The organism is Nocardiopsis sediminis (genome assembly GCF_042650565.1).
Lineage (GTDB): Bacteria > Actinomycetota > Actinomycetes > Streptosporangiales > Streptosporangiaceae > Nocardiopsis_B > Nocardiopsis_B sediminis.
Genome location: NZ_JBHSBH010000011.1, coordinates 122,905 through 135,908, shown reverse-complemented (window position 1 = coordinate 135,908; position 13,004 = coordinate 122,905). Strand labels below are relative to the sequence as shown.

The 13,004-nt window shown below is 72.7% G+C and carries 12 protein-coding genes; 3 read left to right on the top strand and 9 right to left on the bottom strand.

Going from position 1 to position 13,004, the window contains the following annotated elements; all coding sequences use genetic code 11:
• The 6 genes from ACFOVU_RS18005 to ACFOVU_RS17980 all read right to left on the bottom strand — a co-directional run.
• Nucleotides 1-1,398, bottom strand: a 1,398-nt coding sequence (locus ACFOVU_RS18005) for a DEAD/DEAH box helicase (RefSeq protein ID WP_378535133.1), incomplete at its 3' end; no start/stop codon positions are given.
• 278 nt (nt 1,399-1,676) lie between these two features.
• Complete coding sequence (locus ACFOVU_RS18000; protein WP_378535131.1) at nt 1,677-2,528, bottom strand: enoyl-CoA hydratase/isomerase family protein; 852 nt, start codon at nt 2,526-2,528, stop codon at nt 1,677-1,679.
• Between the two features lie 107 nt (nt 2,529-2,635).
• Nucleotides 2,636-2,842: a helix-turn-helix domain-containing protein gene (locus tag ACFOVU_RS17995; protein ID WP_378535129.1), complete on the bottom strand. Its 207-nt coding sequence runs from the start codon at nt 2,840-2,842 to the stop codon at nt 2,636-2,638.
• 277 nt (nt 2,843-3,119) lie between these two features.
• Nucleotides 3,120-4,718 (bottom strand): ABC-F family ATP-binding cassette domain-containing protein, encoded by a 1,599-nt coding sequence (locus ACFOVU_RS17990; RefSeq protein WP_378535128.1) that lies wholly within the window; start codon nt 4,716-4,718, stop codon nt 3,120-3,122.
• 257 nt (nt 4,719-4,975) lie between these two features.
• Nucleotides 4,976-6,364: an AI-2E family transporter gene (locus ACFOVU_RS17985; RefSeq protein WP_378535126.1), complete on the bottom strand. Its 1,389-nt coding sequence runs from the start codon at nt 6,362-6,364 to the stop codon at nt 4,976-4,978.
• A gap of 89 nt (nt 6,365-6,453) precedes the next feature.
• Nucleotides 6,454-6,861, bottom strand: a complete 408-nt coding sequence (locus ACFOVU_RS17980) for a YccF domain-containing protein (RefSeq protein ID WP_378535125.1) — start codon at nt 6,859-6,861, stop codon at nt 6,454-6,456.
• Between the two features lie 184 nt (nt 6,862-7,045).
• Here ACFOVU_RS17980 and ACFOVU_RS17975 point away from each other — a divergent pair, with 184 nt between their 5' ends.
• Nucleotides 7,046-7,693 carry an MBL fold metallo-hydrolase gene (locus ACFOVU_RS17975; protein ID WP_378535123.1) on the top strand — a complete coding sequence of 216 codons (648 nt, stop codon included), beginning with the start codon at nt 7,046-7,048 and terminating at the stop codon, nt 7,691-7,693.
• A 474-nt stretch (nt 7,694-8,167) separates the two neighbouring features.
• Entirely contained in the window at nt 8,168-8,467 is a 300-nt protein-coding gene (locus ACFOVU_RS17970; RefSeq protein ID WP_378535121.1) for a WhiB family transcriptional regulator, read from the top strand.
• A gap of 154 nt (nt 8,468-8,621) precedes the next feature.
• Here ACFOVU_RS17970 and ACFOVU_RS17965 read toward each other — a convergent pair whose 3' ends face one another.
• Both ACFOVU_RS17965 and ACFOVU_RS17960 read right to left on the bottom strand, forming a co-directional pair.
• Entirely contained in the window at nt 8,622-9,926 is a 1,305-nt protein-coding gene (locus ACFOVU_RS17965) for a phosphoribosyltransferase family protein (protein WP_378535119.1), read from the bottom strand.
• 180 nt (nt 9,927-10,106) lie between these two features.
• Nucleotides 10,107-10,673, bottom strand: coding sequence for a GNAT family N-acetyltransferase (locus ACFOVU_RS17960; protein ID WP_378535117.1), 567 nt, complete (start codon nt 10,671-10,673; stop codon nt 10,107-10,109).
• 226 nt (nt 10,674-10,899) lie between these two features.
• Between ACFOVU_RS17960 and ACFOVU_RS17955 the strand changes: the two genes are divergently transcribed.
• Entirely contained in the window at nt 10,900-12,114 is a 1,215-nt protein-coding gene (locus ACFOVU_RS17955; protein ID WP_378535115.1) for an MFS transporter, read from the top strand.
• Between the two features lie 58 nt (nt 12,115-12,172).
• Here the strand turns inward: ACFOVU_RS17955 and ACFOVU_RS17950 are convergent, their stop codons facing one another.
• The gene (locus ACFOVU_RS17950; protein ID WP_378535113.1) at nt 12,173-12,973 is read right to left on the bottom strand and encodes a hypothetical protein; all 801 of its coding nucleotides are present in this window, start codon (nt 12,971-12,973) and stop codon (nt 12,173-12,175) included.
• Nucleotides 12,974-13,004: the final 31 nt, after the last annotated feature.

The window sequence follows — 13,004 nt, the reverse complement described above, 5'->3', positions numbered from 1 at the left end:
GGGCCGGCGCTCGCCGTCGAACCGGCGCCCCTGCTCGCCGCCCTGCTGGCGGGAGCGGAACTCGCCGCCGCCCTCGCGGCCGCGGCGGTCGTCGCGCTCGCCGAAGGAGCGCCGCTCCCCGCGCGGGCGCCCGCCGCCGTAGCCGTTGCGGCGCTGGCGGGGCCCGCCGTTGCGGCCGCGGCGCGGGCGCTCGGGCTCCGGGGGTTCGATCCACGGCTCCCACGAGGGCTCGCGGGCCCCGGTGACCTCGGACAGCAGTTCGTCGCCCGGGTTGACCAGGTGCTGCTTGGCGTCGACGCCGGCGTCGCCCAGCAGGCGGCGCGCCATGCGGCGCTGGTTGGGCGCCACCAGGGAGACCACGCGGCCGGACTCGCCCGCCCGGGCGGTGCGCCCGCCGCGGTGCAGGTAGTCCTTGTGGCCGGTGGGCAGGTCGACGTTGACGACCAGGTCGATGCCGTCGACGTGGATGCCGCGGGCGGCGACGTCGGTGGCGACTAGGGCCTGGATACGGCCCTCGCGGAACTTCGCGAGCGTCTTGGTGCGCACGCTCTGCGTCTTGCCGCCGTGCAGGGACGCGGCCGGTACCCCGGCGTTGACGAGCTGCTCGCTGATGGTGTCGGCACGGTACTTGCTGCGCACGAACAGGATGGTGCGGCCGTCGCGCGCGGCGATCTCGGTGACGATCCGGTTCTTGTCGCGGGGCAGCACCTTGAGCAGGTGGTGCTCCATGGTGGTGACGTGCGAGACCGGCGGGTCGACCGAGTGGGTCTGCGGGTCGTTCATGTAGCGGCGCACGAGCTTGTCGACGTCGCCGTCGAGCGTGGCCGAGAACAGCAGCGTCTGACCGCCGGGGCGCACCTGGTCGAGCAGCTCGCTGACCTGCGGCATGAAGCCCATGTCGCACATCTGGTCGGCTTCGTCGAGCACCGAGATGCCGACGTCGTCGAGCTCGCAGGCGCCCTGCTCGATCAGGTCGCTGAGGCGGCCGGGCGTGGCGACGAGCACCTCGACGCCGCGGCGCAGCTCGTTGATCTGGCGGGTGTAGGAACTGCCGCCGACGACGTCGCCGACGTTGACGCCCAGGACACGGGCGTAGGGCAGCAGGGCGTCGCGGACCTGGTGGGCGAGTTCGCGCGTGGGGACCAGCACCAGGGAGCGGGGCCGGCGCGGGGCGGCGCGGCGCTCACCGGCGCGCACCAGCAACGGGAGCCCGAAGGCGAGGGTCTTGCCGGACCCGGTGCGACCGCAGCCGAGCACGTCCCGGCCCGCGAGGGCATCGGGGATCGTGGCGGCCTGGATCGGGAACGGGGTGGTGACGCCGCTCTGCGCCAGCTTCTCGACGATCTTCTCGGGGAGTCCGAGATCACCGAAAACCGGACATGCAGGATTATCCGTCAAGTGACGTAAACCTTCCTCATCAATGGCGGCGTTTCGAAGAAGGCTCCACGGCCACTCGGGCACAGCGAAGAAATCACACAAACGCGCCGGATACGCGACACGGGGGTAGCAGATGAAGCTCCCCCGGCGCCAAGCGGCCCGGCGCGCCGGATGCGCGCAGCATGAATTGACCGCCTTCAGCAGGGTACTAGACATCGATGGCCAACGGGGACGGGCACCCGGAAATTCCCCGGTGATCCACGCCTCGTGCAGCCGGCCCCGCCTGCGGGTCCGCCCGATCAGCCTCCGGCGGAACCCTGGGACCGCTGACGGGCCAGGGACGACAGACGGGCCACCTGGGCTCGGCGCTCGCGGGCGGCCTGTTCCTCGAGGGTGCCGCCGACGGCCTGCTGGAGCAGGGCCTTGGTCGCAGCGGCGGCCTCGGGCGGGGTGGCCAGGAGGGCGGCCACCAGGTCGTCGACGGCGCGGTCCAGGTCCGCGCCGTCGACGACCAATTCGGCCAGCCGGAGGTCGCGCGCCTCAGAGGCGGAGACGCTGCGTGCCGTCAGGCACAGCTCGATCGCCCGGCTCAGGCCGACGGTGTCGACCAGGGGCTTGGTCCCCGTGAGATCGGGGACCAGCCCGAGGGCGGGCTCCTTCATGCACAGTCGCGCGTCGTCGGCGAGCACCCGCAGGTCGCACGCCAGCGCGAGCTGGAACCCGGCACCGATCGCATGGCCGCGCACCGCGGCGATGGAGACGATGCCGGGACGGCGCAGCCAGAGGAAGCCCTCCTGGTAGCCGGCGATCGCCGCCTCCAGTGCGGCTTCGCCGGCGGGCCCTGCGCCGAGGTACCCCATGAGTGAGGGCTCGCCTTCGACCCCTTCGGGACCGAACATGGCGAGGTCGATCCCGGAGGAGAACGACGGCCCCTCACCGTTAATCACAACAATTCGGACAGATGTCGGCAGGGTCTGGCCGACATGGGCCAGTACCGTCCACGTCCGTCCGGTCATGGCGTTGCGCCGCTCCGGCCGCGCCAGCGTTATCGTCGCGACGCCGCCGGCCACCCGTAGCCGCAGCCCGGCCTCCGCCAGCTGGTCCTCCGTGGGGATCGCCGCCTCCACCACCGTCCGCCTCCGCACGTTCATGCGCCCGGAAACGGGCGCGGTCGAGTCCACCGTCGACGATCGCCCACTGTGACCCGCTGGTGATCCATCCCCTGTGAGCGGGTGCTCCGGAGGGCCGGGGCCAATGGTCAGCCGCGCCGCGTGGCCCCGCCGCGACCACGCAACGTCACGCCCGCCTCCGTGAGGAGGCGGTGCACGAATCCGTAGGACCGCCCGGTCGCTGCGGCCAGGGATCGGATGCTTTCTCCATCGTCGTACCGTCTCTTCAGCTCGGTGGCGAGTTCCGAACGCTCGGTCCCCGTCACCCGGGTGCCCTTTTTCAGGGTCTCGGCCACGACGTCCTCCTGTGCTCTCGGTGATCAAAGCGACATTGCTGCCCATGATCAGCCATGCGGACGCGGCTGGCTACCCATCAGCGACGCACCGCAGTTGCGCGGGCGCGCTGAGCGTATTTCGGACGATACAAAAACCGACCTGCTTGGGACACCGTGGCAACCGGCGCGGCGCCCGCGCGTCCCCTCTTACGAGCCGGGGACGATGCGCGCGGTCACGCCGGCGTGATGAGGTCGGCGAACACTGCACCGTCCACCAGGCCGGAGCCGATGCGCAGTGTCACGCGAGCGTGATGAGGTCGGCGAACTCCACGTTCCAGATGTCCTCGACCCCGTCGGGGAGCAGGATCACGCGCTCGGGCTGGAGCGCCTCGACCGCGCCTTCGTCGTGGGTGACGAGCACGATGGCGCCCTTGTAGTTGCGCAGCGCGCTGAGGATCTCCTCGCGGCTGGCGGGGTCGAGGTTGTTGGTGGGCTCGTCGAGCAGCAGGACGTTGGCGCTGGAGACCACCAGGGTGGCCAGTGCCAGCCGGGTCTTCTCTCCGCCCGACAGCACGCCGGCGGGCTTGTCGACGTCGTCGCCGGTGAACAGGAACGACCCCAGGGTGCGCCGCGCCTCGACCTCGGGGAGGTCGGGCGCCGCGCTCATCATGTTCTCCAGGACGCTGCGGCCGGTGTCGAGCGTCTCGTGCTCCTGGGCGTAGTAGCCCAGGCGCAGGCCGTGGCCGGGGACGACCTCGCCGGTGTCGGGCTTCTCGACCCCCGCGAGCAGGCGCAGCAGGGTGGTCTTTCCGGCGCCGTTGAGGCCGAGGATGACCACCCGGCTGCCGCGGTCGACGGCGAGGTCGACACCGGAGAAGATCTCCAGCGACCCGTAGGACTTGGACAGCCCCGTGGCCGTCAGCGGGGTGCGCCCGCTGGGGGCGGGGTCGGGGAAGCGCAGCTTGGCGACCCGGTCGGCGGTGCGCTGCCCCTGCACCGACCCGAGGATGCGCTCGGCGCGGTTGGCCATCTGCTGGGCGGCCTTGGCCTTGGTGGCCTTGGCCCGGAACCGGTCGGCCTGCTTCTGCAGCGCGCCCGCCTGCTTCTCGGCGTTGGCCTGTTCGCGGCGTCTGCGGCGCTCGTCGGCCTCGCGCTGGATCTGGTAGGCCTTCCAGCCCATGTTGTAGACGTCGATGACGCAGCGGTTGGCGTCGAGGAGGAAGACCTTGTTGACGACGTCCTCGACCAGCTCGACATCGTGGCTGATGACGATCAGGCCGCCCTGGTGCGACTTGAGGAAGTCGCGCAGCCAGACGATGGAGTCGCCGTCGAGGTGGTTGGTGGGCTCGTCGAGCAGCAGCGTGTCGGCGGAGCTGAACAGGATCCGGGCGAGTTCGACGCGGCGCCGCTGGCCGCCCGAAAGGGTGCCCAGGGGCTGAGCGAGGATGCGGTCGGGCAGGCCGAGGCTGCTGGCGATCGACGCGGCCTCGGACTCGGCGGCGTAGCCCCCCATGACGTGCAGGTGCTCCTCGGCGCGGGCGTAGGCGCGCACGGCCTTGTCGCGGACCCTGGGGTCGTCGCTGGTCATCTTCTCCTCTGCGGCCCGCATCCGGCGCAGGGTGTCGTCGATGCCGCGCGCCGAGAGGATGCGGTCGCGGGCGATCTCCTCCAGGTTCGCCGCCCGCGGGTCCTGGGGGAGGTAGCCGACGGTGCCCGAGCTGGTGGCCGAGCCCGCGGCGGGCAGCCCCTCGCCCGCGAGCACCTTGGTCATCGTGGTCTTGCCCGCGCCGTTGCGGCCCACGAGCCCGATCCGGTCGCCGGCGGCGACACGGAAGGACGTGGGCTCCAGCAGCAGCCGGGATCCCACGCGCAGTTCAAGGTCTTGGGCGATCAGCATTGCGGAGCGACTTTCTCGGGAGCGGGTGTCGGGGTGCGGCAGCGGGCGGGACGGGCTGCGGCGGCGCGGGCATCGCTCCCGGGCGGCGGGCGGAGGCGGAGGTCCGGCGGAGGCGCGGAGGCGATCAGCCCGAAATCACGCGCACCCGCTCCAGGGTAGCCCCTGCCCGGTGCGCCCGCGCGGGAATATCCGCGGGCGCCGTGCCCGGCCACGACGGTGGCCGGGCACGGCGCCCCGGGGGTGCGCCGCGCGCCTGCTTACTTCTTGCGGGGCTGGGTCTTCTTGGCCGCGGGCTTCTTGGCGGCGGGCTTCGCCGGCTTCTCCGGCCCGCTGCCGGCCGTAGCGCCGTTCTCGGCCGCCGGCGTGGTCTCCGGGGTGGGCGCGGAGGCGCCGACGGCCGCCGGTGCCGTCTCGGGTCCGGCGCCGGGCGGGGGTCCGGAATCGGCCTCGGAGGCGGCTTCGGGCCCTGGCTCGCGCCGGGCGAAGGGGCGGTCGTGCAGGAGAGCGGCGATCACCGCGATGACGGGGGTCGCCAGGAACATGCCGGTGATGCCGCCCAGGATGCCGCCGAGGGTGATGCCGAGCAGCACCACCGCGGAGGGGAGGTCCAGCGCCGCGCCGTAGACCCGCGGGGCGAAGACGTGGCTCTCCAGCTGCTGGACGATGAGCACGCCGGCGACGACCACCAGGGCGATGACCCACCCCTCGGTGACCAGCGCGACCATGGCGGCCAGCAGGCCGCTCAGGAAGGCGCCGATGACCGGGAGGAAGGCGCCGATGAAGGTCAGCACGATCAGCGGGATGGCGAGGGCGGGGTCGATCAGGAAGACCAGGAAGATACCGATGCCGACCGCGTCGATGAACCCGACGAGCGCCACGCCGCGCACGTAGCGCCCCATGACCCCGTAGGCGATCTCGCCCGCCGACCCCAGCGAGCGGCGGCTGCCGGCGGGGAAGAGCGAGAGCACCCAGGCCACCAGCCGGTCGCCCGAGTGGACGAAGTACACCGTCAGCACGAACACCAGGATGATGCCGAGCAGGATCTCCAGCACGGTGGTGCCGGCCACCCACGCCTGGGTGACCCACGACGACCAGTCCTCCTGGAGCGCCGTCTGCACTTCGCGCTCGGCCGCGGCGATGGTGGTGTTGACCAGCTGGGGGTCGAGGCCGAAGGCCTGGAGGTAGCCGGGCAGGCCGTCGATCGCCTGCTCAACGCTGGTGACCAGCCCTTCGGCCCCCGAGACCGCGGGCTGCACGATGAGCGTGATCACGCCGCCGAGCACGATGAGGGAGCCCACGATGGAGATGGCGGTGGAGGACCCCCGGCCCAGCCCCTTGCGGCGCATCCAGTTGGCCGCCGGCATCAGCAGCGCCGTGACGAAGACGGCGAGGATGAGCGGGAGGGTGACCACCCGCACGTGCACCACGGCCCACACCACGAGGGCGATCACGACCGCTACGAGCAGCAGGCGCCAGCTGGCGTTCGCCATGCGGGCGAGCAGGTCGTCCTCTTCCGGCTCCGGCGGGTCCGGTTCCGCCTGCGTCGCGACGGCCGCCTCGTCCGGCCGCTGCGGGGCCGCGCTCGCTGCCGCCCGCCGCTTGGCGAAGGGCCATTGCCATCCATTCGGCCACGTCGGCCAGTTCACCCGCACGTCATCCCCTCGGAGTCCCTTCGATCATGCTCGTCGTGCACGCGGTCGTCCGCGCGACCCGCCCATTTTCACCCACTGCGCCCTCAGAACTGCCAAGGCTCCCGGGGCCGGTCGCTCGGCACGATCTCGTTGCCGAACGGCGCGAGCGCAACGGGGATCATCTTCAGCGACGCCCAGGCCATGGGGATGCCGATGATGGTGACCGCCAGACCCACCGCCGTGACGATGTGGCCGATGGTCAGCCACCAGCCGGCGACGATCAGCCAGATGACGTTGAGGAAGGTGCTCCCGCTTCCGGCATCGGGGTTGCGGGCCATCTCGCGCCCGAAGGGCCAGAGGGCGTAGTTGGCCATGCGGAAGGACGCGATCCCGAACGGGATGGTGACGACCAGGATGCAGCAGATGATGCCGGCGACCGCATATCCGACGGCCAGCCAGAAGCCGGCGACGAACAGCCAGATGACGTTCAGGATGAATCGCAGCAGCGCCACGGCGGACACGTTTCCTTCGCTATTGACCGATTTCCGGACGACCCCCGCCCGGTACCTCTACCTCTACCTCTTCTTCTGCCTAGGACGACGAGTCTAGGAGCGCGGTTCCGCCGGCGGACCCGGATTCGTTCCCCTAGGGGACGGTGTCCGCCTCGGCGAAGCCCGGGATTATAGGATCGCGACCGTGCGCATCACCAAAATGGGACATGCCTGCGTGCGCCTGGAGCAGGACGGCGCGACCCTGGTCATCGACCCCGGCGGCTTCAGCGAGGCCGACGCCGCCGTGGGGGCCGACGCCGTGGCGATCACCCACGAGCACGGCGACCACTTCGACCTCGACCGCCTGCGCGCCGCCGCACAGGCCCGCCCGGGCCTGGAGGTCTACACCCACGCCGGGATCGCGGCGCAGCTCGGCGAGCTGCGTGAGCTGGGCGCCCGGGTGCACGAGGTCGCCCACGGCGACGCCCTGGCGATCGCCGGGTTCGACGTCCACGTGTACGGGGAGCGGCACGCCGTCATCCACCCGGACATCGAGCTGATCACCAACGTCGGCTTCCGGATCGCCTCGCCCGGCGGCGGGGTGTTCCACCCCGGCGACGCCCTGACCGTGCCGGAGGACCCGGTGCGCACGCTGCTGGTGCCGGTGCAGGCGCCGTGGTCCAAGGCGTCGGAGGTCATCGACTACGTGCGCGCGGTCGGCCCGGCCACCGCGATCCCGGTCCACGACGGCCTCCTGAGCCCGACCGGGCACAACGTCTACGGCGGGCTGATGGGCAACATGCTGCCCGCCGACTACGTGCGGCTGGCCCCGGGCGAGGGCCGCGAGGTCTGACCTTCGGCGAGGGCCCGGGGCGGTGGAGATCCACTGTGATCCACGCATCAGGGGCAGCGGACCCCTAGGCAATACGGGGGTTGGCACATACGATGGACCGCGTCCGGTTGCCCGCCGGATCTCGCACTCCCCCCGAAAAAACGGACATTCGAGCAGACTCAGGTCACTTGGTGTCAGGTTTCGGTAACGGTTGAGCGAGTAATTTCCCCGCCCCCCGTGCACAATCGGGAGCGGGGATGGCATGATTACGTACCGGCTCGCAGGGAGAGCGAATCCGCCTCCCCCAGCCGTTCGCGTGAGCGCCCCCCACCGGCTTCGGTGGATCTGCGCCGCCGTGGTCTCAACCACACCAGGGAACACCGAAGCATTGCACGGCGTTTTGCTCGTGCGGGGTGACTCACGCTGCTTGACCCAGTTTTGTCTGACCCTGTCTTGCAACAGCTTACTAGCGATTTCAGTAGAGGTGGTTCAACCATGTCTCAGGTACGTCGGCAGGCCGCGCTGCGCCCCCGCCCGAGCTGGGGGTGGCAGGATGCCGCCGCGTGCCGGGGCGAGGACCTTGTGCTCTTCTTCGGTCCCGATGGCGAGCGCCAGCCGGAGCGGGAGATCCGCGAGCGCAAGGCCAAGGAGATCTGTGGGCAGTGCCCCGTCCGTAACGAATGTCTCGACTACGCGATCTCGCGACCCGAGAAGTACGGCACCTGGGGCGGCCTGAACGAGGACGAGCGCGCATCCGAGCGCCGCCGTCGCATGCGCCGGGCCAACGCCGCCTGATCCACCCGCTCGGGTTCGGTTCACGGCGGTCGGCGCAGACCGTCAGCACAACAGTTCCTTCCGCGGCCCCGGCCACGTCTTACCCGCGGCGCCCCGACGGATCCCCGTCGAGGGCGCCGCGGGTTTTTCAGGTCCGGTCCGCCGACCGCGGCGCTCACCGGTCGCGCTCGAACCAGTCGGCGGCGGCCTCGCCGATCCGGCTCCACTCCTCCGACCCGGCCAGCAGGTTCTCGGCGCCGGCCACGACCCGCAGCTCGTGCGGGCCCGCCAGCCGGGCCACGGCCCACTCGGCCAGCTCGCGCACGAAGGAGTCGGTGCCCGGCACGAGCACGAGGACCGGCGAGCGGACGTCGCGCAGCGACTGGTCGGCGAGGTCGATACGGCCGCCGTGGGTGACCACCGCCGCGACGTCCTCGGGGCAGCGCGCCGCCGCCTCCAGCGCCGCCGGGGCCGCGGTCCCGGCCCCGAACAGCCCGACCCGGCGGGGCGCGACGTCGGTGGAGCGGCGCAGCCAGCGCACGGCCGCCTCCAGCCGCTGGCCCAGCGCCGCCGCGGTGACCCCGCTGTCGCCCCCCTCGCTTTCGCGCTCCCCCTCCTCGGCGGTGAGCAGATCGAGCAGGAGCGTGGCCTGCCCGGTCTCACGCAGCGAGGCCGCGATCGCCCGGTGGCGGGGGTCGGCGCGCGCCCGGCCGAAGGCGAACACGGCGGCGCCGCGCGACACCTCGGGCACGGTCAGCTCGCCGTCGAGGTAGACGTCCTCGGCGCGGATGCGCACCGCCCGCTCGGCCAGCGCGGCGCTCTCGGGGCCGCGCAGGTCGGACAGGACCGTGGTGACGTCGTCGTCGGTGAGCTGCCGGAAATCGCGGTACCACTGCCCCACCGCCTGGAAGTTCGCCGGGACGGTCAGCACCACCGTGTGATCGGCCTCCGAGCGCAGCATCTCCACCGCCGGCCCGGCGCCGACCGGGATGGCCAGGGTGAGGCGCGCAGGCCGGTGGCGGGCGACCGTGCGCAGTGCGGCCCGGGCGGTGCCGCCGGTGGCCGCGCCGTCGTCGACGACGATGACGTCGCGCCCCGCCAGCCGCGGGGCCGGCCGCGACCCCCGGTACACCTCCAGCCTGCGGCCGAGTTCGACGCGCTCGGCCTGCACCGTGTCGTCGAGCGCCTCGCGCGGCACGTTCAGCCGGGCCAGCGCGTCGTCGTCGAAGCTCACCTGGCCGTCCTCGCCCATCGCGCCCACCCCCAGCTCCTCGTGGCCCGGCAGCCCGATCTTGCGGACCACCAGGACGTCCATGGGGATGTGCAGGTGGCGGGCGAGTTCGGCGGCGACGGGCACGCCGCCGCGCGGGAGCGCGAGGGCGATGGGATCGGTCACGGCGAGGGGGCGGACCCGCTCGGCGAGCAGGCGGCCGGCCTCGTTGCGGTCGGTGAAGGGCAGCGAAACGGGTAGCGGATTCATGGCTGGTCCGGCGCCGCGTCCGCTCTGCGGCCGGTGCGGCGGCACCGCTCCTCCCCCGTGGTGGTCGGCGACGGTGGACGTCGGTCGGCGGAAAGTGCTAGCGGCATACCCGCTTCCCCGCCTGGCACAACCCCGCGAAATCGCAAATCTCGGCCTTGATCGGGCCATCCCGCTGCGGCCTCACAGCACCGCCTTGCGGAAATCGTTCTCCAGGACGGCCATGAGCAGTGCGTCGTGGCGGCGGCCGTCCCAGAGCAGGGCGTCGCGCAGCCGGCCCTCCACCGCGAAGCCGCACGCCCGGTAGACCGCGATCGCGCGCATGTTGAAGGCGTAGACGTTGAGCCAGACCCGGTGCAGGCGGATGCGGTCGAAGGCGTAGGAGAGGATCAGCCGGGTGGCCTCGCGGCCCAGGCCGTGGCCGGTGAACTCGATGGCCGACAGCGCGATCCGGTAGGCGGCGCTCTCGTTGTCGGGGTCGACCTCGTCCAGGGTCAGCCCGCCCATGAACCGGCCGCTGGGCTGCTCGATGATGGCGAGGTCGAGCCGGTCGGGCCGGGTGCCGCGGGTCGCGCACCAGTCGCGGACCTCCTCGTAGCTGAACCTCCGGTGCCGCCCGGTGAGCCTGCGGACCTCCTCGTCGCGGGTCGACGCGTAGTAGCCGTCGGTGTGCTCGCCGGTCAGCGGCACCAGGTGGACGCGGTCGCCCGTGAGGGTCGGCTTCTCTCGCAGCGCGCTCAAATCGATCATCGGTGGGGGGGCTCCGATCGTCGTGGCGGATGAGCGGGATCCGGCGGGAGTCGAGGTCATCAGGGGGGCGGGCCGGCCGGGCGGGAGGACCCGGGTGCGGCGGCGGGCGTCCGTCCGGCCGGAAGCCATATGTAAAAACCACTTCGTCTCTCGTGCAACCCCTTGCTACACAGACGGAACCGCGTCCGCAACACTGGCGCGGACGAACTCATCACGTGGAGGCTCGGTGGCACTTGATCGGAACCGGACGGCCCCTGACGGGGAGGCGAGGCGGGCCCGCCTCGCAGTGGTGCTCCTCTTCTTCCAGAACGGCTTCACCTACAGCAACGTCGTCCCCTGGCTGCCGGCCATCAAGAGCCAGCTCGACCTGTCCAACGCGGCCCTGGGCACGGCGATCGCCGCCATGCCCCTGGGCGCGATCCTGCTGGGCATGCTCGCCGGGCCGTTCATCGCCCGGATCGGCAGCGGGCGCGTCGCCGTTATCGCGGGGGTCCTCGGGGCGTGCCTGCTCCCGCTGGTGGCCGTCGCACCGGAGTGGTGGGCGCTGGCGGCGGTGCTGTTCGGGATCGGGAGCACCGACGCGTGGATGGACGCGGCGATGAACGCCCACGGGCTGCGCGTCCAGAGACGGTACGGGCGCACGATCATCAACACCTTCCACGCGGTGTGGAGCATCGCGGCCGTCGCGGGCGGCCTCACGGGCGCGTCGCTGGCCGGCCTGGGTGTTCCGGTGACGGTGCACTTCTCGATGGTCGCGGTCGTGCTCGCCGTGCTCGCCGTTGTGGCCTGGCGCCTCCTGCTGCCGGGTCCGGAGCACGCGGAGCGCGCCGACGGGCACGCCCCGGCCCCCGGGGAGGTGCTGCGGCTGCCGTGGCGGGCGATCGGGCTGATGGCGGCGCTGGGGGTGCTGCTGATGATGGCGGGGGCGGCCGAGGACTCCGCGGCGTCGTGGGGGGCCGTGTACATGCGTGACGAGCTGGCCGCGCCGCTGTTCCTCGCGGGGCTGCCGTTCGTCGCCTGCCAGTCGCTGATGACGCTGGGGCGGCTCACCGGGGACCGGCTCACCGACCGGTTCGGCGCGGTCGCCGTGGCGCGGTCGGGCGCGCTGTTGGCCGCGGCCGGGCTGTCGGCCGCGCTGCTGTTTCCGGCTCCGTGGACGGCCATCGCCGGCTTCGGCCTGGTGGGGCTGGGGGTGGCCACGCTGTTCCCGTTGGCACTGGCGGCGGCCGGGGAGATCCCGGGGGTGCGCAGCGGCGACGGGGTGACCGCGGTGGCCTGGCTGGCGCGCGTGGGCTTCCTCGCCTTCCCTCCGCTGGTCGGCACCATCGCCGACGCGACGTCCCTGGGCGTGGGGCTGTGGGTCATCCCCGCGGGGGCGGTGATCGCCGCCCTGCTGGCCCCGGCGCTGCGCCCGGCCCCGGCGCGGTCCCACCCGGTATAGCGGCCGGCCGCCCCGGTCCGCACAGTGCGGTCCGGGGCGGCCGGTGCGTCCGCGGGTGCTAGAGCGCCTGCGGGGCGCGGCGCCGCGTGGCGTAGATGGTCACGGCGCCGAGGCCCGTGACGACCATCCCGCCGAGCACGAAGCCCGACAGGTCCACGCCGGTGGTGGGCAGCGTCTCCGGAGCGGAGTCGCCGTCGTCGGCCGCGGGGGCCGACGTGTCGTCGTCCCCGCCCGGGGACGCCTGCTCATCCCCGTCGCCGCCGGGGTTCTGGTCGTCGCCCTCACCGGGGTCGCCCGGATCGCCGGGGTCACCCGGCTCCTCGGGTTCGCCCGGGTCACCGGGGTCGCCCGGCTCCTCCGGCTCGCCGGGGTCACCCGGGTCGCCCGGGTCTCCGGGGTCACCGGGATCGCCCGGGTCACCAGGGTCGCCCGGGTCACCGGGATCGCCGGGGTCACCCGGGTCACCAGGCTCTTCGGGCTCCTCCGGCTCCTCGGGCTCGCCCGGATCGCCCGGGTCACCCGGAGGGGGGTCGCCGGGGTCACCGGGGTCGGGGTCGCCCGGACCGGGCTCGCCCGGGTCACCCGGGCCGGGGAGCTCGGGGAGCTCCGGCAGCAGCGGGGGGTCCGAAGGGATGATGTCGCCCAGCAGCGGCAGCGCGGCCACCGTGTCCTGGACGGGCGCCTGCTGCGGCTGCACCTCGGCGGGCGCCTCGGCCGTCTCAGGGGCATCGGTCAGCGGGGCGGGGGCGGATTCCTCCGGCACCACGTCGAGGCCGTCGGCGTACGCCGGGGCGACGTGGAAGCCCGCGCCCAGCAGCGCCACGGCGGTCACGGTGACCGCTCGTGTTGTTCGGGACATCCTGCTCCTCTCCATCTCGTCAGGCTCTTCA